The organism is Sphingobacterium sp. G1-14, from assembly GCF_002196555.1.
Lineage (GTDB): Bacteria > Bacteroidota > Bacteroidia > Sphingobacteriales > Sphingobacteriaceae > Sphingobacterium > Sphingobacterium siyangense.
The window spans coordinates 1907428-1931986 of sequence record NZ_CP021381.1 but is presented as its reverse complement, the minus strand read 5'-3'; the positions used below and the strand labels follow the sequence as shown (position 1 = coordinate 1931986).

Here is a 24559-nt window from a genome sequence, read left to right as displayed (position 1 = left end):
TTTGATTCCTTCGTAAATTTGATAAATACAGTCTAATTGGATATTCCTTTCAAAGGCTAACAATAAGGATGTCTTGCTTTATTACAAAACATCCTAGATGATCATTTTATTGTATAAAAAAGCTAAGACCCTACTAAACATGATGTTTTATAGAATACTGTTTCCAATAACATTCAAATTTTATTTAAAATTTCATCCGCTGGATCCTTATAGCATTCAATATCGCAATTAGCGAAACCCCTACGTCAGCAAATACGGCTTCCCACATAGTAGCAAGACCTCCAGCCCCAAGAATAAGAACTATGCCTTTCACCACAAACGCTAGTATGATATTCTGCCAAACAATTTTTTTTGTTTTCTTGCCAATATTAATGGCTATCGGGATTTTAGAAGGCTTGTCATCCTGAATAACAACATCTGCTGTCTCAATTGTCGCATCGCTTCCAAGTCCTCCCATAGCAATTCCCACATCACTTAAAGCAACTACCGGAGCGTCATTTACCCCGTCTCCTACGAAGGCAACAGTTTCATTTTTTGCCTTCATCTCTTTTACTTTGTTTACTTTGTCTTCAGGCAAGAGATCTCCAAAAGCCTTGTCGATCCCCAGCTTATCTGCAACAAATCTAACAACAGTTGTCTTATCTCCGCTCAACATCGTCGCTTTTACATTGAGCTTATGAAGCATATCAATAGTCTTTTGGGAATCTTCCTTTATGCTATCGGCAATGGTAATGTAGCCCACAAATTTACTGTCTTTAGCCACCGCAATAGTTGTGTAGACAATTGATAATGGATCTAGATCATATTTAATATTGAATCTGTCCATCAGTTTAAAATTGCCGACCAGTAATTCTTTTCCGTCAATCTGCGCTTTCAAACCATGACCGGGAATCTCTTCAGTGTTTTCTAATTTTATGGAACTATCAACATCTCCTACATATTCGTGTATGGCCGTTGCTACAGGATGCGTGCTAAGACTTTCGATGGCATTTACGAGTTTTAGAATTTCAGCTTTATCGAAATCGGAATTAAAAACTACTTCTTGCACTTTAAAAACACCTTCGGTCATTGTACCAGTTTTATCCATTACTACATTCTTTATGGCAGCCATAGTATCAAGGAAATTACTGCCTTTGAATAAAATACCATTACGACTGGCAGCTCCAATACCTCCAAAATATCCCAATGGAATAGAAATTACCAATGCACAAGGACATGAAATTACCAAGAAGACTAAAGCTCTGTAAAGCCAGTCATTGAATACGTAGTTCTCTAAAAAGAAATAAGGTAGCAAACATATTCCGATTGCAAGAAAAACAACGATTGGGGTGTAGACTTTGGCAAACTTCCTTATAAAAAGTTCTGTAGGTGCTTTCTGGGATGTTGCATTTTGGACCAATTCCAAAATCTTACTTAGCTTGCTGTCCGTATAAGCGGTAGTCACCTTAACCTGAGCAACGGTATTTAGGTTGATCATGCCGGCAAGCACCGATTCCCCCTTGTTTTTGGTATCCGGTTTACTTTCACCTGTCAGTGCGGCAGTATTAAAAGAAGCACTATCCGTGAGCAGTTCTCCATCAAGGCCCAGTTTCTCCCCAGGTTTTAATTGGATAACCATACCTATCTGTGCCTCCTCGGCTTTAATAACTCTGGTCTGATTCTCCTCAACAATTCTCACTTCGTCCGGCCGCTGGTCCAGCAGGGCTTTTATGTTACGCTGTGCTCTTGAAACCGCCAACGTCTGAAATACTTCGCCTACAGCATAAAAAAGCATAACGGCCACCCCTTCGGGATATTCCCCGATAAAAAACGCGCCTATGGTTGCAATGCTCATCAAAAAGAATTCTGAGAAGACCTCTCCCTTGGCTATACTCTTAAAAGCATCTTGAATTACCGGAAGGCCTACGATTCCATAAGCTACCAGATACCAAACAAATCTGACTGTTCCTTTAAACCATTCCTGAGGCAGCCAGTTATCCAATGATATTGCAATAAGTAAAAGTAAAAGAGAAAGAATAGATGGTAGAAACATTTTAAATGGACTTCCGGTGGCATTACTGTGGTCATGACCGTCATCATCACTATGGCCATGATCGTGTCCGTCATTTTTGTAATGTTCCTCTTTTACCAATTCTCTTGCTCCGGCTTTAGAATAGACCTTTTCCGTCTGCGTACAACAGATCTGCTTGCCTTGCGCGTCATATTGATGTTTGTGATCCATAATATTTATTTTAAAAGGTTTTTTAATATTTTATCCATAAAGAATTGTTTCGAGACCTTATTTGCTTCACTTAGTACAACATCTATTGAAGGAATTGATTTCTCCAAATATTTCTCAGCCCTAATTATTGCATCACTTTGTTTTTTGATTTTCTCTGTTTCTTTCAAAGCGTCCGCCAGGGCAAGTAAGCTGAGTCCATGATCCTTCAGTATTCCCAACTGTTCGATCATCCAGCTAACTGCGTAAAAACCAAACTTGGATAGCGCCAGAGGATGGGTCTGCTTTTCTTCAACAGGTGGGAGTCGATTAAAGGGTGACTCAAGTATAGTATCAGTAAGGTAGTTTCTCAACTCCGACTTTTCATGTTCAATATCTACTAGTTCGACACATCCCTGTAATGATTGTGCATAAATACTTAACCAGCGTAATTTCCGACGAAACTCATGAATATCTGACTCCACGTTTCTGAAAACATATTTTCCATTCTGGGAAAAATCCATTATCTTTTCTATTTCTGAACGATAGAATTTAACAAGACGTCTGTGCTGCTCGTCTTTTGCCTTCCATTGGGTTTTGTCAATGTCACTGATGATTTTTTTTAATTGTTTACCATTCAACCAGTTTTTACGTTTGAGTAATTTATTAAGTTTCCTCACGACTTTTTCTAATTGTGCATCAAAATAAATCCCCACATCTTCTGGAATGCATTTGTCTTTGGTATACAATTTAGCAAAAGTGGTAAAATAGTCTATGCTCCCAAGCATGTCCTCCAATTGTTTAAATTTGTCCCGCATTCTTCTAAACTGTTTTGTTCTTGGACCAGTAACACTATATATCCTGGCCAATGCCTCCAATTGGAACAAAGGTGTTCTTAATCCATTCTCAAAAAGATACCGCCCGGGATTGTTCTCTTTCTTCGCCCCTTCAAACAAATCTGCGAGTTTTTGAAGATGCAGATCGAACTGATTATTATTCTGTTTCATGGCCGCTATTTTTATTGTCGGATAATTTTCTCAGAAATCGCTTGTACCACTCAAATTGATTTATTACGAAAATCAATAGGGTAATAACTGTTGCAGAAATTGCAAGAACAAACATGTTGAGTGCGATAGCTATTCCAACCGCAGCAATTGTCCAGAGGCCGGCTGCTGTGGTCAGTCCTATTGGCATACTTTTCTCAGTACGAAATCCTATACCGGCTCCTATAAATCCTAGGCCAGTTGCAATCGCCGCCAGCATTCTTGCCGTTGCAGACCTGTCTTCAGTCAAGTGGGCTGCAACAGATACAAAGAGACAAGAGGCAACACAGATACAGGCAAATGTCCTTATACCCATATTCTGCTGTTCTTTTTCCCGTTCTATACCGACGATGCTTCCTAAAACGAGAGCGAGTACCAATTTAGCAGAAAGCAAAAGTTCAAAATTCATATCCATAGAGTCTTTAGATTTTATTATTTACAGATATATTACATTTCATAATAAGAATCATTTTTGGGATTTGCCGGAATATCTATTTCTCCAATCATTTCCAAAAGGTTTATCTCGATGGTTTGTGCAAGCGAAGTCATTGGTGTATCAACTGGCGTACCCTCAAAAGGATCCTGCATAATGATGGCTGTCTTTTCAATGGCAATAAAGAGTATTGGTATAATCATGGTCATTACGATCTCAATAGTTAACTGAGAATCTTCGAGCCCGAAAGGCAAAATCGCGGCAAAGACGTAGATCAAGGTGTGTACCATCATGCTATATGATCTGGGAAAGACCGTATTCTTAATACGTTCACACTTACCCATGCTGTCGCATAACCTACCTATTGTTTCATTTAGCTGAACCTGTTGAATATCCGTTATCGCTCCACTGAAAGCGAGATGTCTGATTGCATTTGAATGTCTATCCAATATTGCATTGGGTATATTTGTGGCTTTTATCCCGTGGAAATGCAGATAAGCCTGAACTTTAGGTGAAAACTCCAGCTTTCGGAGCGATTCTCCCAGCGCATAAGTCCAGATAATTTGTCGGTCCACAAATTCTTTTATTTCGTATCGGGGACTTTCGGGAGCATATTGAATAAACTGCCTTAGTAAATTCCTGGAGTCATTAACAATAGCTCCCCATATTGTTCTGGCTTCCCACCAGCGCTCATAGGATTGAGCCGTTCTAAAGGCCAGTAGTAGGGAAACAGCCGTTCCGATCAGAGCAGGAATACTCAGCGGCAAGGATACTTTTTTAAAAGTCGGATGCATATCAACCACGCCGATCGATATGGCGAATATAGAGATCAGAATGAATTGTGTCTTTATCTCATTTATAAAGTACCAAATTGATATTTTTCGATTTAATAACATAACTGAATATTCTAGGTTTGTGAAGAACAATAATCATTCTTTATATTTTTAGACGGATGTACATTTAGATAATGAACAATTAATTATAAATCTTGGTTTCCCCCTTCCGAAACCGATTTCAATATTTTCAATATTGTTCATAGCAAAACAAAAATACAGTGTAAATGCTGGTCAAACACATCTTCAAGTAAATTCCATACCTGAAGGAGCTGTTGTCGAAATTTTTCATAATACTGCCAGCGGATCACTTCATAGTATATCCCGACTATTAAAGTTCATCAATATAACATTGACCTGTTTAAATCTATCCAGAACATTTTTTCCATATGAAGTCCAATAAGTGTGGTTTCGCAACATAGCCATATTTATAGTCTTCCATTCCTCATCCGAATAAACCCTGTGAAGGAAAATTTCAAACTCTCTCCTTATCGCCATAGCATATCTAGGATAAGTGGGTCTAGTAAAGTGAAAGAAATCAGCATCACAAAGTATCATTTCCACCAAATTCATCGGCGACTGCGGAAACTTTGTTGCTTCGATACAGGCCGATACCGAATTTATAAATTCGGTATCGGCTTTATATCTCGTCAGAAAACTTTTGGCTATCTGTTTACTTTTTTCCTCGTGTCCGGCGTAGGTATGAATATAACCACAGTCGTGAAACCAGGCGGAAACAAGTAATATTTCCATTTGGCCACCATCAAGACTATAGAATTGTCCAATTTCAACTGCTGCTTTCGCAACTTCAACTGTATGGGTAATGCCATGAAAACCCAAATCACCTGAAAGGTTTTCTTTTAGCAATGAGGAAACATAATTTTCAACAGATAACAACAGAGTTTTCATAATTTTACATTTACTTAGAAATTAATGTTCATGCCCACCAGTATTGCTCAATTTCGCATTGATAAAGAATGCCCCTTTGGTAACAATTTTAACTCCCTTAGGAATTTCTGTTACAGGAGTGATAACAGTGTAACCCAATTCAGAAACTCCTTTAACAACTTCGATCTTTTCAAAATTAATTTTCTTTTCAGTTTGCTTATTATCAGCAACATGATCATGTTTTTCCCCCGGTTTGTGATCATGGTCTTCTTCAGCTTTCTGGTCATGGCTTTCACCTTCTTTGTGTTCATGACCACCTTCCTTGTGACCAGCTTCAGGATCCTTATCCGTATGAACAAAAATATAGAACTTACCGTCAGCTTCTACAATGGCATCATTAGCAACAGTCGATGCCATTACATCTTCTACACTGACCATACCTGTAATGTTCATTCCGTCAATTAGCCCCGTTTTATTCCCTACTACAGTACAATGCACAGCTATTGTTTTACTTTCGTTTTCGAATGATGAGCCTATATTGAATACCTTTGCAGTGTAGGTAACTTTTGGATTATTGGTAATGGTAAAATTGACAACCTGTCCAATTTTCATATAAGGTAAGTCGCGTTCGAATACCTGAAGATCAAGATGCAAAAGACCATTATCGACAATTTCGACAACCGGAGAGGAAACATCTACATAACTACCTATCTTGGCCAGCTCATTGCTAATCGTACCACTGACAGGGCTTGTTACAACAAGTGCGGACCTTAGATTCTCCCTGTTAATACTAGATGGATTAATGCCCATCAACTGTATCTGCTTTTTTAATGATGCTTTACGAGCCATCAGTGCATTCAGGTCAGCAGTAGCTGTCTGGAGGTTTTTCAATGCACCAGCACTCCCTTCATTAAGTTCCTGTTGACGGCTCTGTTCCTGTTGTGCTAAAGTAATCCGACTGTCAATCGTTATGTATTCTTCCTGCAGCTGGATAAACTGTGGATTTTCTATTGTGGCGATCACCTGCCCTTTTTGAACATAATCACCCAGCTGCACTTTGAGACTTTTGACAACCCCTCCATACAGCGAGGTCGCATTTGCCTTCTTATTGTTAGGAACCCGAAGTGCTCCGTTGGCCTTGACGGTTGCTGTCAGATTTTTATTTTCGATGTCGCCAAGAGTGATCCCAACAGCCTTAATCTGTTCTTGTGTAAGTGATGCAATAGTAGAAGACTCTTCTTCTGCATGCCCCTCCTCACCACTAGCTTCTGCCTTCTTTGTCTCTTTCCTGGCTCCGCTCTCTTCCTTCTTGTCAGCCTGTCCGCCACAACTATATAAAAATGCTACAAGAACACCCGAAACTAATATTTTTCCTATAATTTTCATTTTGTATTATTTGTTATTGAAGTAATTGAATTGAATTGCTGATTGGTTGTACTGGTTTAGTACATCCAAATAGTTCTGACGGATACCTATTGCCTGGTTCAGGAACTGTCCTAATTCAGCAAAACTTATTTCACCTGTTCTATAACTCAGAGTCGCAGCACTGATTATTTCCTCAGATTGACGTAGTCCCGATGTTTCATAGAAATTCAGAAGAGAATAGTTTTTTTCTATTTCAGCAATAGCCGATGCCCTTTGTGTCTGGAACTGCTGGGTCTGATAAGCAAGTGTTTTTTCTTGCACTTCTTTCTCGGCAACCGCAACCCTTACTTTATTCCGGTAGGCGCCGCTCCCAAAAACCGGGAAAGAAGCCATTACTGAAAAACCAGTAAACGGATCTTTGGCACCCCACAGACGCTGACTAAAAAACCTTCCAGAAAACTCCGGTTTGTTCGTATTCTTCTGAACTTTGATATTGGAAGAAGCAATATTGACATTTTGTTCCTGCAAAGCAAGTACCGGATGCGAACTATTATTTTCAACTAGTTCAACTTCGATTTTCTTTAATGATTCAGCAATAGGAAGTAACCATTCGTTCTGATTCATGAGCATCATCAATTGTTGCTGCTGGACTGTCATTTCTTTCTTGTTCTGCTCAAGAAAAGCCCGTAGTTCTTTAAGTTTAGCTTCAGCCGACACCTGATCCAATTTAGCGACATCTCCTGTCCTGACCCTGACTTCAGTAGTTTTAAAGAGCATCGTGTAAATACTGTCCAATTTTTTAAAAAGCAGCTGTTTGTCCTGCAGGTACCAAAGCTGATAGTATGCGGTACGCACATCACGTTTGATTGCAGCATTCAATACATCGGTATTAAGTTCTGCATATTTTAACTGCTGCTTAAAATAATCTTTCCTTGCAGCATACAAGCCAGGCCATGCTATACTTTGAGAAACTCCGATTTTCAAAATTCCTACTCTATCTGATGGCCGGAAATCTTCATTTTCAGCAAACACGCCCGTTTTGGGAATATCGTTTGCAGTCTTGACGTTCAAGGAAGCACTTTTTACCTGTGCACTATTAACCCCATACTGTTGATTATTTTCCAACGCCGTGCCCACCGCTTTTTCGATAGAAATCCGTTCCCGCTGCTGGGCCTTGACCGTCGATAAACTTCCCAGACACACTAAGATTACCATTGTTATTGCCTTCATTTTACCGTCTCCATTTTTTTTGAGCTTCGAATTAAAAATAATGTACAGGAGGGGCAGCACAAACAGTGTCAAAAATGTTGCTGTGATCAATCCGCCGATCACCACAGTGGCAAGAGGTTTTTGCACTTCGGCACCGGCACTCGTACTAATCGCCATAGGTAAAAACCCGAGTGATGCTACAGTGGCAGTCATTAATACCGGCCGCAGACGGGTCATTGTACCCTCTTTTACTCGTTTGAAAACATCCTCTATTCCCTCTTTCTTTAGTTGATTGAACGTTCCGATCAGAACGATACCATTAAGCACTGCAACTCCAAACAGGGCAATAAAACCGATTCCTGCACTAATACTGAACGGCATACCACGCGCCATAAGGGCAAATACACCACCAATAGCACTCATTGGGATGGCCGTAAATATTAAGGCAGCTTGCTTAAATGAATGGAAAGTAAAATACAACAGCATAAATATTAACAATAGTGATACTGGTACCGCAATCATCAGACGTGCACTCGCCTTTTGTAAGTTTTCAAACTGCCCTCCGTAGGTAAAATAATATCCTGAAGGCAATTTTATCTTTTCGGACAATTGTTTTTGGATATCCTGTACCACACTTTGTACGTCCCGACCTGCAACGTTGAATCCAATTACTATACGCCGCTTCCCTGCCTCCCTGCTTATCTGGGCAGGTCCAAGTTTATACTCTATATTTGCAACCTGCGAAAGTGGAATCTGTATTCCCTTATCTGTTGGGATCATCAGGTTACTGACATCATCAATGCTACTCCGATGTGTACTATCAAGACGTACAACAAGGTCAAACCTTCTTTCATTTTCATAGATCTGACCTGAACTTTTGCCTGCAAAAGCCGTACTGACAACATCGTTGACATCCTGAATGGTCAATCCATAATTTGCAATCCGGGTACGGTCATACTCGACATTAATTTGTGGCAGACCGCTTACCCGCTCGACCTGTGGAGATGTTGCCCCCTGGACAGTTTGAATCACCTCACTGACTTCTTTTGCGTAGGATGCGAGTGAATCTATGTTTTCACCAAAAATCTTAACAGCTACATCCTGCCTTATACCTGTCATCAACTCGTTGAAACGCATCTGAATAGGCTGGTTTTTCTCAAAGAAAACGCCCGGTATAACCTCAAGCTTTTCCATCATCGCCTCTGCAAGTTCGTTGTAATTTCTGCCAGACTTCCATTCGTCTTGCGGCTTTAGTACGACCATTAAATCGGTTGCCTCGGGAGGCATCGGATCGGTAGGCACTTCAGCTGCTCCAGTTTTACCCACAACCATTTTCACTTCATCAAATTGCTTAATTATCCTTGAAGCCTGCATGGAGGTTTCGATACTCTGATTTAATGAACTTCCCTGCGGCAAAATACAGTGAAAGGCGTAATCCCCTTCTTGCAGTTGCGGAATGAATTCGCCCCCCATCCTACTGAAGAAAAATAAACAAACTGCAAAAATAGCGACAGTTGCTCCTACAATGATATATTTGATCCTGATTGCTTTTTGAAGCAGAGGCTGATACCAACCAGAAAGCTTATCCATCATTTTGTCGCTAAAAGTCTTTTTGTGACTTGGTTTTTTTGACAGAATTAACGCACACATCATCGGAATATAGGTCAGCGACAATATCAACGCTCCAAATATCGCAAAACCAACAGTTTGCGCCATGGGGCGGAACATCTTGCCTTCCACACCGACTAGGGTGAGGATTGGTATATAGACAATTAGAATGATGATCTCGCCAAAGGCGGCACTTGTACGAATCTTGGATGCGGAAAGGAAAACTTCATCATCCATTTCGTTTTGCGTTAGCCGCTCAGTAGATTTCCGCAGTCCAAGATGGTGCATAGTAGCTTCTACAACTATAACCGCACCATCCACTATTAATCCAAAATCGATCGCTCCAAGACTCATCAAGTTAGCACTAACACCAAATACATTCATCATACCTAAGGCAAACAAAAGCGCTAATGGGATAGCGGAAGCAACAATAAGTCCTGCACGGAAATTCCCAAGAAACAGTACTAAAACAAAGATTACGATCAACGCACCTTCGATCAGGTTTTTCTCCACAGTACTCATTGCCCTTCCTACTAAGTCGGTTCTATCCAAATATGGCTCAATTGTCACGTCATCAGGCAAAGATTGTTGAATTGTCGGTAGTTTTTCTTTTATCCGTTTTACTACCTCGTTACTATTTTCACCTTTAAGCATCATTACCACGCCACCCACGGCATCAACCTCTCCATTATAGGTTAATGCACCATATCTTACAGCACTACCAAACCTAACATCTGCAACATCACCTATATAAATAGGAACAGCTCCGGAATTTTTTACAACGATTTTTTTGACATCATCGAGAGAAGTTGCCAATCCGATACCCCTGATAAAGTAGGCTGTAGGCTTTTTGTCAATATAAGCTCCTCCCGTATTTTGGTTGTTCTTCTCCAGAGCCGTGAATATTTCAGGAATACTAACTCCCATAGCCCTAAGCTTATCAGGGTTTACAGCAACCTCATATTGTTTCAATTGACCACCGAAGCTGTTCACCTCAGCTATGCCTGGCGTCCCATATAGCTGTCTTGCCACGATCCAGTCCTGCATTGTACGCAGATCCTTCGCATTATACTTACTCTCACTACCTTTTTTGGGGTGAATTATATATTGATAAACTTCTCCCAGCCCGGTACTTACAGGGGCCATTTCCGGGGTACCTATACCCTGTGGAATCTTATCAACCGCCTCTTTTAATCGTTCGTTGATAAGCTGTCGAGCAAAATAAATGTCTATATCCTCCTCGAAAACGACGGTAATAACCGACAAACCAAAACGCGAGATACTACGGATCTCTTCAATCTTGGGCACATTTGCAATACTTTGTTCGATAGGAAAGGTAACCAGCTGTTCAACCTCCTGCCCGGCCAACGTGGGACAAGTGGTGAGTATCTGAACTTGATTATTGGTAATATCGGGTACCGCATCTATAGGCAACTTTGTTGCACTCCATGCTCCCCAAATAATAAGTAACAGGGTCATCAAACCAATAATGATCTTGTTCTTTATACTGAATTTTATGATACTGTCTAACACAATGTATTTTGTTATTTTAACATTAAAAAAATCGCGCTTGCTCTAGCACCTTAAAAGAAGGTGGAGAGGAATTACAAGTGTGTAAGGGGAATGATTAGACACTGAAAAGATTGGCTATAATCTTTATAAAGCCATAAATCAGTATTAAATCAGAAGCAATTTATATTGTTATAAAATGCAACAAATACCCATACTCTTTTAAAATGAACTTAAACGTAAAATTTTGGCGGTTGCCAAATAGAACCCGAATACTGGGAGATAAATTTAAAATCCGGAATTATTACTTTTTCCCTAGAAAAAATCTGTGTTAGCACACCTAATTCAGGGATTTCAAAATTGAAGGAAACAACTGAAATACTACAGCATGTACACTGGCAGAAAGGAGTACAATAATCATCACTATCATTGCTATGCCTATGCGTTGTTTCGTCCGCAAATTTGGAAAGAGTTCCACATGTATTATTCGTATCCCCACAAGGCACCATAAATAGCGCAAGGATATAAAATAATAATATTGTAGCTTTCCATCTCATATTTATAACGAAAATATAAAAAAAAACAAACAAAACTAAATTTAAAGACGACTTTATAGTTTTCTTGCTTTAATATGAGAATATTTATAGTTGAAGACCGTTGCAAAAGTGTTTGGTTTTTATTTTATTGATATTCAAGTTTTTAATTTGTTTCTTGTTGATTTTCGTTATATTTAAGGTATGGAAAAGACAGAAAAAGTTAGCTTTGTTGATTACATGGTTCAAAGACGGAAAATCAAGCAGGAATTCTTCGATCAGATCAATACATTGGTAAATTGGCATCCGATTTCAAATATTATCAACAAGCATTACCACAAAGGGGAAAGCAAAATGGGACGCCCTAGTTATTCTGGTCTTGTCCTCTTCAAAATGACACTTCTACAGACCTGGTATGGTCTGAGTGACTACGAAGTAGAAGACCGTATAAACGACAGTATCTCCTTTAGTCGCTTTGTTGGCATCAGTTTGGACGATTCGGTTCCCGATCACAGTGTTATTAGCCGTTTTCGCAGCTCGCTGACAGAAAAGGGTGTTTATGAGAATCTATTCAAGGAGCTGAACAAGCAGTTGAATAAACATAAAATATTGGTAAAACGTGGAGCTATCGTTGATGCCAGTATTGTTGATTCTCCGCTAAAACCAAAAGGCAAAGTTATTTACGAGATCGAAAGTGACCGTAGTGAACATCCTCGCGAAGATTCTGAGCTGGATAAAGAGAATAGTGAACAGTTATTGATCCAACAAGAGAGCCCGGGTGTTGACCATGAAGCTCGTTGGATAAAGAAGGCTGGGAAAACACGTTATGGCTATAAAAAGCATTATGTCACCGATACAGAAGGCCTGGTTCTGGGCGTGGTAACCACTCCAGCAAATGTAAATGAAATTGCCAATCTTCAACAGGTAATATCTTCGGCTGACCTTCCAAAGGGCATCCATATCTATGCTGACAAGGGATATCGTTCCTCTAAAAATGAGGAATTGATCAAATCAGGAAAGCTAAAAAGCAGGATCTTGCATAAGGCAAAGAAAGGAACAGCGTTAACCGAAAGAGAGAAGTTAAGAAACAAACTGATCGGCAAGATCAGGTTCAAAGTTGAACGGACCTTCGGGAGCATCCGGCGATGGTTCAACTCAAGCTGTGCAAGGTATAAGGGGATCGCCAAAATGCATACACAAAATCTAATGGAAGCCATGGCGTACAATCTTTACAGATCACCTGGGATACTTGTGTCCAATGCAATAAAAAACACAAATTAAGCAGTTGAAAAGGCCTCAAAAAGAGGATTTTTCAAGAAAACGCAACTAGATTTCCGAATCCAAATCGGAAAAAACTGCAAAAAAAAGCAAAAATAACCGATCAGAAAATATCAACATTATTTTGCAACGGTCTTAGTTGTCTATTATAAATACAACGACAATTTTAAAACTAGTTCATTAGTGCAATTGTCTCTCGTCCAAACATCCTACTCTATAAAAGAGTAATTATTTAAATCAATATTGGGGAAGTATTTAAATTTATATTAGTCATTCTAATATCGTGCAATTGATATTACAATTCAGCCATATTGTTTCTAATAAAAAAACAATAAATAAATGGCTTTATTTAAAACTGTAATATATCTTTTGACTAACGCTTTTCAAAGTATATGAACAACTTTACATACCTCTAAATCTCCATATAAGTATTTAAAGTAGATTTGTGTGAATTATTTATATTTCTTAAAAGTTCGATGTAAATAATTAAATTTAAGTATTATGGGAAAAGTCCAGTTTAAATCAACCAACTACGAATAGTACTTGTAAACAAGCGAAATGATCTATTCCAACAATTATTTTAAACAGTCATAAAAATAGCCCAGGTAATGATATAATCTGATTCAACTTTAATTCAGAGTAGAAAATTATATAAAATTAACCTCTTTAGTATACATCAAGTTCGATTGGCTTGAAAATAGACTATTATCAAACTATCATAAAATTCAAGATAAATTATTAATAAATACTATTATGCAATTTAGATTTATGTTTATCCTTTCCTTTTATGCCATTATTCTCTTTATGGCTGGCTGTGGGCAACAAAATTTGGATTTGCTATTGCTACAAAAAGCTCGAATTTTCGCAGAAAATTATCCTGATAAAGCGTTAAAATTCATTGACTCTATTTCTTCACCAAAAACCAATTTAAACAGAGAACAATACATGTATTATCTAGTTGCTCATACTCAGATATACTATAAAAATCATCTCCCTATTGAAGAGGATACACTTATATTTTATGCTGTTAACTATTATCAAAAAAAATCAAATAATCCCAAGCAAACCTCACTAGCATACTTTTACGCAGGTAACGTCATGAGAGAACAAAAAAAGTATGATGTAACAATGGAATATTATAAAAACGCCGAAAAATATGCACTTCTATCTCATGATGCCTCAACAATCGGTCTAATTAACTTCAATATGGGAGACCTTTTATCCGAACAAGGACGTTACAGAAAAGCATTAAATAAATATCAAAAAGCAGCTATCTACTATAAGCAATACCCTGACAAACTAGCATTTTCATATAGCTCTATTGGTAGAATGTATCTATTTCGCCAAAATCCTGATAGCGCCTTTCTTTTTTTCCATAAAGGACTAAAAATTGCAGAATATCTGGGAGGAACAAATTTAAGAAGACAATTGACAGAAAGCCTCTCAGTTGCATATGAACAGACAAAAGAATACAGAGCCTCCCAAAAATACCTATGGCAATCAATCTCTCTTAATACTGACAGTACCAGATTGCCACGATATTATCTAAACTTTGCATTACTCTACAGTAAAATGTCACTTGATGATTCTACAACGTATTATACAGCAAAGTTAAAAAAAGAGCTACCCACAATAAAAGACAATTATTTAAAATACAGCATATTAGACTACCTAATCCGTTACGAAAAAAAAAATAACAGGATCTCAACTGCTTTTGATTATCAAACAGATCGAATGAAAGTTCTTTATCAGATTATGAAAGAACGCGAGAAGCAGTCTATCTACAAAATAGAAAAAAAATACAACTATGAACAGATTACAAAGGAATATTTTGAAGCACTTACGATAAAACAACAATGGATAATTTTGTTAATGGGCATTGTAATTTTAGGAGGAATTTCATTTCTAACTTACAGTACAAGACAAAAAAACAAACTACATGCAATTGAAGGCAAAATAGAGACTTTGAACGGAATGAAACTCGACTTAGAATCTATGGTACAAAAAAAACAGCGTGACCTTCGAAGGACAATTCTATGGAGATTTGATATTACTAAAAAATTAATCAAACTAAATAAAGAAATCAACAAGAACAACAAAATTATATCAGATAGTAACTCGTTACTAAAGCGATTTAATACTATAGTCTATGGAGAAAATTCCTATGATGAACAGTGGGAAACACTGCACCAAGCCTTCCGTCAGGCTAGACCCGAATATTCGGAAAAAATAAAACAGTTATTCCCAGAAATTACTGAAACAGAATTTCGGATATGTATTCTTACCTACGCTGATTTCAGTGTTAAAGAAATAGCCCTTATTCTTCAACAAAGTCCAAATACGGTACAGACGCGAAGAACGTCATTAAGACAAAAACTTGGCGTACCTAAAGGCGGAGACATCTCTGAATCAATAGACAGCTTATGCGGTTGATTTTTTCAATCAAAATATTCCAAAAGAATTGGCATCAGCGCTAAGCCCCCTAATACATCGACCTTATAATCAAATATATAATCCGATAAAAACAACTTAAAATCAACGACTTTCCCTAACAAAAACGTCACAATATCATCTCCTAACTTAATCAACCTACCCCTTCAACAAAATAATTAATGCTTCATAAGATTTTATTGAAAAAAGGATTTTATTCAGATGATAAACTTTCACACATTATATCTTTTAAAAGTTAAAAATTAAATCCGCATAACTTTATCACATCCTTTCTCCAACGGCATTAATAATTAATAAAATTCCATTGTCATTTGTTAAATATAGAAAATGATACTACCATAACCTGATCAAAAACCTATATTTAAAAAAACACAATATACAGAAAATAAGAAACTTATAATTTATCAATAATAAAAACCTATACCTAAGAAAATTAAACCTATATATGTAATAGTTCAAAAAACCGCACCAATATATTTGACCACTAAAAGTTAAACCCAACAACACTTTTAGTATGAAAAAACAGATATTATTGATCGCATTATTATCAGGTGTTATTGCTGCTCCTGCTTTAGGAAGTTCACAAATCGCACCGGTTCCCAACAGTGCTTTAATCACCCAATCTGACGAAATTGATTTAAGAGGAAGAATCGAACCTGGTGAAATTCGTAGAATAGGTTCTGCTGTCTCAGCATTTTTGGAAACAACTGTAATTAGATCACAATTTCATTTTGATGGAGGAACATTGCAAATTTCCATTGCCAATGCTACAGGCACTATGGTATATAATCAGACAGTGTCCACTTCAATTGGCGAATTTTTAATACCAATTTCAGGATTTACATCAGGAAACTATTCGATAACATTTACTTCTACCTCAGGTGAAGTGACTGGAGATTTCGTATTATAAAAATTTAAATAATTCAGAGACCATGAATAAAAAACCAAAAATCATGATCTCTGAATTAAAATGCTTTACCAGAGCTTAGATATAAGTTCCCTAATCTGAATTTGGTAATAAAATGCGTAGAACGGTAACATATAAATTCAGTTCCCAAGCAATAACAGCAGATATCTCCGGACGTATTTCTGATTCATCCGGGAAGGTGTTACCTTTTGCTAAAACACAAAAAATTGTATTTCAAGAGGGAGTAATGTATATCCAATATTTCAGCCACTTTCTCTTCTTTCTAGAATTCACAACTTTTGTATTACATAACGATTTAAAAGCTAGCTATTTCAACCAAAAGAAAAGGCTTTTTTTAATTATGATGTTAGAAGGAAACATATTTTTATCAAAAGAAGATGGTACACAAATTTTACAAATAGAAAACGACACTTGTTACACAACATATAATCGTAAAGGGGAATTTCACTACTCTTTGGCTACTGGCAGAACTAGCTTTTGCTACATTATGCCCAGAACAGCATGGCTTGATAGAGCGAAAGGCCATTATCCCCATATTGAACAATTGCTAACTAGTATGAAAAAAGACAAAACAGTGTTTGGCAACCTTTCTCCGTGTCGGATAGATCCAACTTTACATACTTTGTTAGAACAAATGTTCAATTTAACAACCACAAATCCGATTGATTTGGAAATAGAATTGACAAAATACATTCAAGCAATTATTAACCAATATCAATTCTTACTGAATTTAAAATATTCCCAACGTGTTTATCAGATAAAAGATTATATAGAAAACAATTACACTGTTCTCCACTTAAACAATAAAGTCATCGCAAATTTATTTTTTATCACCGAAAAAACTCTCATAAAAACCTTCAAACAAGAATTTGGCATAACACCTCATTATTATCTAATGAACTACAGGATGGAAAAAGCCAAAACATTATTGATTTCGGACCGCATTTGTCCTTCACACGTTTATCCACTTGTCGGCTATTCAGATTTTCATAGTTTCAGAAGACAATTTAAAAAACACTTTGGTTTTCCACCATCTAAATGCTTAAAGCGCTAAGCATAAAAAATATTTTACATGAATTTCAATAAAGTGAACAAAAACAAACATTTATTCACAATAATTATTGAAAAATTCAAAAATTTGGTTTGTTTTTTCCTACTCCCCGGATACTTAATACTCCGAACTTTAACAATACATAAGGGACTATTATAAAGTCTAGATTTAGTCTGCATACCAAGGTACAGGCCATTTCTCGATGGTAATGTTTCGACAAGATAGCTGCCATCTTAATTGCTATCAATATCCGTTGGTATGCTTCACCGGGTCGAGATCGGATGTCGGGGCAGAGACGCACTTACTGCGATAGTACATTGAAAGACATCAGAAAATTGGGAAATCTCCCCCTGTTTAAAAATTGCAGGGGGAGATAGTTTAAAATAATTGAGCAAAAAAGGACAGATACATAAGATAAGAAAGAAAAAATACAACAAAAGAATATTGTATCCAGATAATTTCGCCATTACAACTTCAAGGAAGTTGACTGGCATACAAATAGAATTCCTCCATCGTATGGCTATGAGGTTAAATCGACATACACGTTAGTTCATGAAACTTATAAACTTAAAGTACTTAATTATGAAAACTTTAAAATCAAAATTTATTGCTGGCGCAACAGCGTTAACATTACTATTAGGCAGTTTTTTCATTGTAAACGCTATGGCAAAAAAGGTAGAAGTAAAACAAACAAGCTACAAATGGTTCCAAATTTCATCATCGACTGATTATGACACCAATGAGCCTGTAGCACAGTCGGACGCAGCCTATCTAGGAGAAGGAACAACACCCCCAATGGGCAATAACTGTTCAACTAATAACCCACATCAATGTGTATCGGGATTTAGTTCTGATCAGGTAAACCCTTCTACCAATGAACTGATCGACGACAATCAAGTACCGAAGTCAACGCCACGTACACGAAATTAACGTCACCTGATGACAAAGAAAGGGGGGCCAATGGCTCCCCTTTCTTTGTTTTGCTTAACTTATAGATCTTCGTACCCTGTATTCTGCTCTAGAAATGGATTCGCTGAAAGTTCTTTTTGGGGTATGGGATATACCTTATTTTTTTCTTCCCAGCCACCTTTTATATCTCCTATCACTTCGACAGTCATATCCCAACGCTTTAGGTCAGGCCACCTGTTTCCCCATTCACAGAAAAGTTCCTTACGTCTTTCCTGTACCAAAGTGTCAAAGATTTTGCTTTCGTCCAAAACAGTATTTTTTGTTAGTCCGGATCGTGTCCTGACCATATTCAGATCGTCCGAGGCAGATTTTAGGTCACCGATAAAGAGGTTCGCTTCCGCCCTGATCAGGTACAGTTCCGCTAGCCTCAAGACCGAATAAATCTCCTTGGCCGAACCTCCCGGTCGCCTGTTCCTGTATTTTTGTGGATATTGAACCTCGTTACCTCCTATCTTTTGTTCACCAACCCACAAAACTTTACGCAGATCCCCATCCTCAAAACTATTATATAATTCTTGCCTGATCAGATATGTTGGTGCAACAGCATCAGAAGAAGGAACAAAAAAGTAGCCTTCTGCCGTTTCCCTATCAGAAAGTACAGGAAGCAATGCCCAGATTATCTCCTTACTATCCAATAGAAATACCTTCTCCAGATCTTTTTCAAGGGAAAACTTACCGGAGTTGATAACTTTGTCAGCCTCATTCTTTGCCAAGCTATACTTCTTCTGAAATAAATATACCCGGGCAAGCAATGCTGCTACGGCAAAATAATTTGCCCTCTCGAATTTAAAGGACAGATTTCTTAGCACTTGCTGGGAAAAAAGAAGATCTTCTTCGATCTGTTTATATACATTCTCTTTTACAGTTGCGCCCATGATACGATTGATCGTATAGTCAACGCCCAATACCAAAGGAACATCTCCGAAAATATTGATCAGGTTAAAATAAATAAAAGCGCGCAAGAACTTCACTTCTGCAATAAGGTTGTTTTTAGCACTATTACCGATGCCGGTACTATTGCTGATGCCTTCAATACAGGCATTTGCTTTATAAATATACTCATAGGCCCGGCTCCACAGCGCATAGTTGATGCTATTAAATGGTGATATACTATTAATTTCAAATTCATTTGCTTCTCCTCCGTCCGCGGACAGCCTGATCTCATCGGCACTTAGGCCAGGATAGACAGTCAACGCTCCTCCACCAAAGCTTAATCCAGTCTCATTCACCATAGCAATGTAGATACCTAGGACCGCTTGGCTGGCATTAATGCTATCACTGAAAACTGTTTCAGTCACTAGCTCGTTCTTTGGCAATTCAACGCCCAGGAAATCCTTACACGCACTTAGATAACATGCCATTCCTAGAATGACTCCCATCATTAATCTTTTTATCTGCATAGCCCTATATTTAAAATTTGGCCTGAAAGCCCAAAGTGTATGTCTTTAATGGAGGAACACCGTAAAAACTCTGTGTCTCGGGATCATTCCCCTTATAATTTGTAATTGTAAATAGATTCTGCATCGAACAGAATATTTGGAGCTGTTCCGTGCCGATCCGTCTGAGTACCGCTACCGGAAGACCATAGGACAACGATATTGATTTCAGCCGAATAAACGAAGCGTCGCCATATACGGCATCGGAATCGATAAATGGTCTGGTCGCTCGACCAGCCGGACTACTGCTGTAGGTCGAGAATTTTTGAAATTGAGCAATATCGCCCGGCTTCTGCCATCTGTTAAGGAGCTCGGCGGGCATATTAGCGTTTCCTCCCGGCCGATAGTTATAGACCTGCCCGAGATAATTCTTACCCAGCTGTTTTCTGAATTCCGCCAAGATATCAAGCTGTAGCCTTCCATAACGGAAAGTATTGCTCAGCCCTCCAAAAAAACGTGGATCTGTATTACCAAAATAGCTCAAATCATTAAAATTGCCGTTTTTAGCATCTTGGGGCGTACTGCTTGTCGTACCATCATTTTTATAAAAGCTGAACAATCCAGTTTCGTGGTCTACTCCGGCATATCTGAAAAGATAAAGTGATGAAAGCGACCTCCCTATTGTATAGGTGGTTGCATATGCACTCTCTTCCAAGCCCGGAAAAGAGATCAGTTTATTTTTAGGTACCGTAATATTTAGGCTTGCGGACCAGGCAAAATTCTTCCCCTTGATCAACGACGCTTGGGCAACTATTTCGAAGCCGGCATTCTCAACTATAGCATCCCAGTTCTCTACCACACTTGAAAAGCCTGTCATCATGGGCAAAGTATAATTAACCAGCTGGTTGCCGGTCCTATTCCTGTACCAGGCTAGGGTAAAAAGAAGCCGATCTTTCATGAAGCCAAACTCGGCACCCACTTCCATTTTTTTTGTTGATGCCCAGCTGAAGAGGCTATTGCTTAGATTTACCGGAACATATCCCAAGCTATTGCCGTACCTATAGTCTGTTGGCCGCCATCTAGACAAGTAGTTGTAGTTTCCGGTCGCATCAGATCCGGTTATACCATAGCTCATCCGTAGTTTTCCATAGCTTAGGACAGGTACTAACTTTTTCACGGCCTCTTCCTCGCTAAATAGCCAACCTGCAGCTATCGACCCAAAATTACCAAACTGCCTCTGTGGCCCGAACTTGCTCGAACCGTCGCGCCTAAAATTTATGGATAAAAGATATTTCTTGGAAAGATTGAGGTTGACACGCCCAAAAATTGCTGCATACCGATATATACTTGATTGGTCCTGGGCATTTTTGACTGGCGCGCCAGAGATAGAACCGATCAGCTCGTCACTCAGGTAGCCTGACGCAAAAACCTGCCGCCCTACTTGTGAGCTATTCTGAAAGGTTCCACCTAGCAGTGTTGTAACCTGTAAACTATTCAGATTGAACATATAATTTAACTGTGGCTCCATAAGCCAGGAGGTAAACCGCCCCGCACCAAAACTTGCCTCAGCAAGTGGGTCAAAACCGGGAAAACGAGATTTTTTTGGTGTCGCGCTATACTCATCCGTAGACATGTCGCTGATCCCAAAATTTGTTTTCAATATCAGGTTTTTGACCGGAGTATAGCTCACTACCATATTAGAATTAATAGTATTGGACGCAATTTGGTATTTCTGCAGCAGGTAAGCATATGGATTTACGGGAGCCCCAACTCCATTCAAGGCAGCCCCATTATGATACCAAACCAGTTCACCAGCCTCATTTACTGGTTCTGGATAATTGGGTTGCAGATTTGCTGTCAGCAGTAAGTTTGGGGATAGAGAAGAATTGTTTTTACCATGGTTATAAGAACCTGAAAAATCAAAATTCAACTTTTGATCCTTAGTGCGATGGTGTATCCCTAAGCTCAGTCCAATCTTCCTGTCCGAAAAATTCCCCGGCATCATAAATGTACTATTGTGATAGTTCGTTCCAAAACGAAACTGAGTATCTGAATTCCCCCCGGACAGTCCCGCATTTATAGTGCTGCTAAATGAAGGTTTTCGGAAAAATTCCCTTATCCAATCTATATCCCTTCCAGAATCAAACAACATCAGGTCTGGCGCGTATGTACTGGAAACGGGATCGGCCGAGGGAACACGGTTGTCATTTTTATACGCCTCCTTTCGCATTTCAAGAAATTGTTCCGTATTCATCATTGGCATTGTCTCTCCTAATGAAGCTATTCCCATATTACTGCTCAGTGTTAGTTCCGTTTTTCCGGCTTTACCTTTTTTTGTTGTGATAAGGATCACGCCATTTCCAGCCCTGGCGCCGTAGATTGCCGTAGCGTCCGCGTCCCGAAGCACTTCAATACTTTCGATATCATTTGGGTTAAGTGTATTAAATGGACTAACTCCTCCATAGGAATTATTAAACATGCGGCCCGTACCCGGAGCTGCCATAGATCCAAAACTATTGATATTTTCATTCTGAGGGCCAAATGGTACCCCATCAATAATAAACAGAGGATTGTCCATCGGTACCGCAGCACCAAAATTTGTGTTGATCGTATTCTGGCCCCTTAGCTGCACCTTGAATGAAGAGCCCGGGATACCACTTGTCGACGAAACGACCAAACCCGGCACCCTCCCCTGTAAAAGGGACAAAGGGTTAGAAACCGGTTGCTTTTCTATATCTTCCGCCCTTATTTTTGTGACTGAGCCTAGGTTCATCCTTTGGGTATTCGTACCATACCCGATCACCTGTATTTCATCTAGCGTATTGTTTTTCTCCGTCAAGTACACGTTCATCGTCGAGCGCTTGTCTATGTTCTCTTCCTTCATCTCAAATCCGATACCCGTAAAGACCAATGTGCCATTCGGATCCGTTTTGAGCCGAAATCGCCCGTCTTTATCCGTCAGCGTTTTTAACATCCCCCCTTTCACAGAAACGGTCACTGAAGACAACCTCTTCCCGCCACCATCCATTACCGTACCCGATATCTGCTGGCTAAATCCATACATACCATATAGGATGCTTACAATAATTAAAAGTATTTTCATCGGTTATCTATTTATTTAATGATATGACTGCAACATCCACTTCACGTACTTCCTCGCGCATAACAATACCGTATTGCCGTAGATAGTCCTTTAACATAACTACATCCGTAAGTTCAGGAGGAAGGACCATGGATATCCTCTTTTCAATTCCAGTATCATTTATAAAAGGTATTTTATGCACATCCTCAAGATATTTTGTCAGCTTACCAAATGTGCCGTTGAAAGTTACCGGCAAGCCATTTTGTTCGGTTATATATGTTCCCTTGGGAATAACATTGTCCAACTTCCTCATTTTCGTTTTGTTCCAGGCAGATAAGACCCAACAGTTCAGTTTCCTTTTTTCATAGGTTACTTCATAACCAAAATACCTTTTGAGATCTTCTGCCACCATCGTCCGCACACGTTCGTAGGGAAGCAACGGGGTTTCTATTTCATAGGTAAACAGATTAGAAGGCTTATTTTTATCATTTCTATCCGATAGTATATCTGCGTGCTTTTTTTCATAAATAAGTCTAACTTGAGGAACTTTAGCGAGTTCTGGCATGGCAAATTTGAACAACTGTATCAATGGTCTATTGATAAATGTCATACGTTCGGTATTTTCGCCACCCGTATGGATTCCTATAGGCAGACCATCAATATAGGGACTAATGAACGAACTAAATAATACATCCGGTCTTGATCCTCCGTTCCCATTTTTGAACAATGGATATCTAAAATCATAGGATAACTGTACCCGCTTTTCCTGTTCATATAATGGATTATTTAACAGACTATCCCATTGAATCTGTTCAAAATCATTGCTCGACAGTATATTTACGATTGTATTGTCTTTTATCAATACATAGTGAGGTAGAAATTCGTGTGGGAAGCTAAGATCCATTACCGTATCCTTTACTATTGACATAAGGTCATAGGCTTTCCTTCTGGCAAGCAGAAATTCACGGATAGATTCGGCCGTATTTCTTGTTGAAGTGGAATTTACCAAAAGGTATTGAACTTCGGAAAAATTAGTCTGTAGCTGCGCTATCTTTGGAAAGGACTTGATACAGCTTCCGCACCATGTCGCCCAGAAGTCGAGGATAATCAGTTTTTTGTCACGATAATCATTTAAGGTTATCTGTTCTCTCGCTGACGGATGGTTAACCACCTTTAGCGGTGTGTTCCAGAGCAGCTCTGGGATGGTATCCCCAATCTTTAAGGGTTTGATTTGATCTAGCCCGCCAGCCCCGCTGTCCTTGCGGGGCGACTGGGCCGATAAACTAAACATATAAAAACACAAAGTAGATAGTAGGGCACTTTTTAACAATAGTATTCTAAAATTGGGCAAGAGCTCTCCCGCCCTAAAAAAAATATTCATTTTTTAGGTGTTTTAAAGAGTGACCTCAACAAGTTTTCTTTCCCGCCCGATCATAATCGGATCTTACCTCCTAAAACTGATACAGGTCACGTTAATAATAAATTGATTAATTGGAGAGCCAGACGAACGTTTGAATGGTATTTCACAAGGTTATATAATTGACGTCACGTTGTCCATGGCTATGAAAGCCAATAAATTGGCAAAGCCTGCCGAGCTACTCAGGGGCTGATATCAAGTTTTTGAGAAGTGTTTTTTTAAGATTCATAACTCGTTATTTTATAACGAGCCTTTTAAAAGGAAAAACGGGGTGCGCCTATTTTCCAACTGTTATCAGGCACTACCGCTAGGCCTAGAGTCCAGTCATCAATAGGGCATCACCCCGTGTTTTGCAATAATACAAAATTCCGGGGAGAATTTCCCTATCG

At 38.8% G+C, this 24559-nt stretch carries 16 protein-coding genes; 5 read left to right on the top strand and 11 right to left on the bottom strand.

The window, feature by feature from the left end; all coding sequences use genetic code 11:
- Positions 1-184: 184 nt before the first annotated feature.
- From CBM24_RS08050 to CBM24_RS28035, 8 genes are all read right to left on the bottom strand, one after another.
- Positions 185-2221 carry a heavy metal translocating P-type ATPase gene (locus CBM24_RS08050; protein ID WP_088160817.1) on the bottom strand — a complete coding sequence of 679 codons (2037 nt, stop codon included), beginning with the start codon at positions 2219-2221 and terminating at the stop codon, positions 185-187.
- 5 nt (positions 2222-2226) lie between these two features.
- Positions 2227-3204 carry a hypothetical protein gene (locus CBM24_RS08045; RefSeq protein WP_088160816.1) on the bottom strand — a complete coding sequence of 326 codons (978 nt, stop codon included), beginning with the start codon at positions 3202-3204 and terminating at the stop codon, positions 2227-2229.
- Positions 3191-3649, bottom strand: coding sequence for an MgtC/SapB family protein (locus CBM24_RS08040; protein ID WP_198386059.1), 459 nt, complete (start codon positions 3647-3649; stop codon positions 3191-3193). The genes CBM24_RS08045 and CBM24_RS08040 overlap by 14 nt, the downstream gene beginning before the upstream one ends.
- Before the next feature lie 38 nt (positions 3650-3687).
- Positions 3688-4569, bottom strand: coding sequence for a bestrophin family protein (locus CBM24_RS08035; RefSeq protein ID WP_088160814.1), 882 nt, complete (start codon positions 4567-4569; stop codon positions 3688-3690).
- A gap of 249 nt (positions 4570-4818) precedes the next feature.
- On the bottom strand, positions 4819-5415 hold the full coding sequence (locus tag CBM24_RS08030; RefSeq protein WP_088160813.1) for an HD domain-containing protein: 597 nt from the start codon (positions 5413-5415) through the stop codon (positions 4819-4821).
- A 21-nt stretch (positions 5416-5436) separates the two neighbouring features.
- A complete protein-coding gene (locus CBM24_RS08025; RefSeq protein WP_088160812.1) occupies positions 5437-6780 on the bottom strand; it encodes an efflux RND transporter periplasmic adaptor subunit in 1344 nt (447 codons plus the stop codon).
- Between the two features lie 6 nt (positions 6781-6786).
- On the bottom strand, positions 6787-11109 hold the full coding sequence (locus tag CBM24_RS08020; protein WP_088160811.1) for a CusA/CzcA family heavy metal efflux RND transporter: 4323 nt from the start codon (positions 11107-11109) through the stop codon (positions 6787-6789).
- A gap of 209 nt (positions 11110-11318) precedes the next feature.
- Positions 11319-11642 carry a DUF6660 family protein gene (locus CBM24_RS28035; protein ID WP_088160810.1) on the bottom strand — a complete coding sequence of 108 codons (324 nt, stop codon included), beginning with the start codon at positions 11640-11642 and terminating at the stop codon, positions 11319-11321.
- 234 nt (positions 11643-11876) lie between these two features.
- Here CBM24_RS28035 and CBM24_RS08010 point away from each other — a divergent pair, with 234 nt between their 5' ends.
- The 5 genes from CBM24_RS08010 (at position 11877) to CBM24_RS07990 (ending at position 18256) form a co-directional block, all read left to right on the top strand.
- Entirely contained in the window at positions 11877-12899 is a 1023-nt protein-coding gene (locus tag CBM24_RS08010) for an IS5 family transposase (protein ID WP_157698597.1), read from the top strand.
- A gap of 750 nt (positions 12900-13649) precedes the next feature.
- Positions 13650-15329, top strand: coding sequence for a tetratricopeptide repeat protein (locus CBM24_RS08005; protein WP_157698408.1), 1680 nt, complete (start codon positions 13650-13652; stop codon positions 15327-15329).
- A 532-nt stretch (positions 15330-15861) separates the two neighbouring features.
- Entirely contained in the window at positions 15862-16257 is a 396-nt protein-coding gene (locus CBM24_RS08000; RefSeq protein ID WP_088160807.1) for a DUF3244 domain-containing protein, read from the top strand.
- Between the two features lie 112 nt (positions 16258-16369).
- A complete protein-coding gene (locus tag CBM24_RS07995) occupies positions 16370-17329 on the top strand; it encodes a helix-turn-helix domain-containing protein (protein ID WP_088160806.1) in 960 nt (319 codons plus the stop codon).
- A 579-nt stretch (positions 17330-17908) separates the two neighbouring features.
- Positions 17909-18256: a hypothetical protein gene (locus CBM24_RS07990; RefSeq protein ID WP_088160805.1), complete on the top strand. Its 348-nt coding sequence runs from the start codon at positions 17909-17911 to the stop codon at positions 18254-18256.
- A gap of 59 nt (positions 18257-18315) precedes the next feature.
- Here CBM24_RS07990 and CBM24_RS07985 read toward each other — a convergent pair whose 3' ends face one another.
- The 3 genes from CBM24_RS07985 to CBM24_RS07975 are packed head-to-tail and all read right to left on the bottom strand — an operon-like array spanning position 18316 to position 24134.
- A complete protein-coding gene (locus tag CBM24_RS07985) occupies positions 18316-19695 on the bottom strand; it encodes a RagB/SusD family nutrient uptake outer membrane protein (protein WP_088160804.1) in 1380 nt (459 codons plus the stop codon).
- A 10-nt stretch (positions 19696-19705) separates the two neighbouring features.
- Positions 19706-22774, bottom strand: a complete 3069-nt coding sequence (locus CBM24_RS07980) for a SusC/RagA family TonB-linked outer membrane protein (RefSeq protein ID WP_088160803.1) — start codon at positions 22772-22774, stop codon at positions 19706-19708.
- Positions 22775-22781: 7 nt separating this feature from the next.
- Positions 22782-24134 (bottom strand): TlpA family protein disulfide reductase, encoded by a 1353-nt coding sequence (locus tag CBM24_RS07975; RefSeq protein ID WP_088160802.1) that lies wholly within the window; start codon positions 24132-24134, stop codon positions 22782-22784.
- Between the last annotated feature and the right edge of the window lie 425 nt (positions 24135-24559).

Excerpts from the sequence above, each read along its gene's own strand:
- CBM24_RS08040 (WP_198386059.1), bottom strand. The coding sequence starts at position 3,649 with ATGAATTTTGAACTTTTGCTTTCTGCTAAATTGGTACTCGCTCTCGTT.
- CBM24_RS08000 (WP_088160807.1), top strand. The coding sequence starts at position 15,862 with ATGAAAAAACAGATATTATTGATCGCATTATTATCAGGTGTTATTGCT.
- CBM24_RS08030 (WP_088160813.1), bottom strand. The coding sequence starts at position 5,415 with ATGAAAACTCTGTTGTTATCTGTTGAAAATTATGTTTCCTCATTGCTA.
- CBM24_RS08005 (WP_157698408.1), top strand. The coding sequence starts at position 13,650 with ATGCAATTTAGATTTATGTTTATCCTTTCCTTTTATGCCATTATTCTC.
- CBM24_RS28035 (WP_088160810.1), bottom strand. The coding sequence starts at position 11,642 with ATGAGATGGAAAGCTACAATATTATTATTTTATATCCTTGCGCTATTT.
- CBM24_RS08025 (WP_088160812.1), bottom strand. The coding sequence starts at position 6,780 with ATGAAAATTATAGGAAAAATATTAGTTTCGGGTGTTCTTGTAGCATTT.
- CBM24_RS08045 (WP_088160816.1), bottom strand. The coding sequence starts at position 3,204 with ATGAAACAGAATAATAATCAGTTCGATCTGCATCTTCAAAAACTCGCA.
- CBM24_RS07980 (WP_088160803.1), bottom strand. The coding sequence starts at position 22,774 with ATGAAAATACTTTTAATTATTGTAAGCATCCTATATGGTATGTATGGA.
- CBM24_RS07990 (WP_088160805.1), top strand. The coding sequence starts at position 17,909 with ATGAAAACTTTAAAATCAAAATTTATTGCTGGCGCAACAGCGTTAACA.
- CBM24_RS07985 (WP_088160804.1), bottom strand. The coding sequence starts at position 19,695 with ATGCAGATAAAAAGATTAATGATGGGAGTCATTCTAGGAATGGCATGT.
- CBM24_RS08050 (WP_088160817.1), bottom strand. The coding sequence starts at position 2,221 with ATGGATCACAAACATCAATATGACGCGCAAGGCAAGCAGATCTGTTGT.
- CBM24_RS07995 (WP_088160806.1), top strand. The coding sequence starts at position 16,370 with ATGCGTAGAACGGTAACATATAAATTCAGTTCCCAAGCAATAACAGCA.
- CBM24_RS07975 (WP_088160802.1), bottom strand. The coding sequence starts at position 24,134 with ATGAATATTTTTTTTAGGGCGGGAGAGCTCTTGCCCAATTTTAGAATA.
- CBM24_RS08035 (WP_088160814.1), bottom strand. The coding sequence starts at position 4,569 with ATGTTATTAAATCGAAAAATATCAATTTGGTACTTTATAAATGAGATA.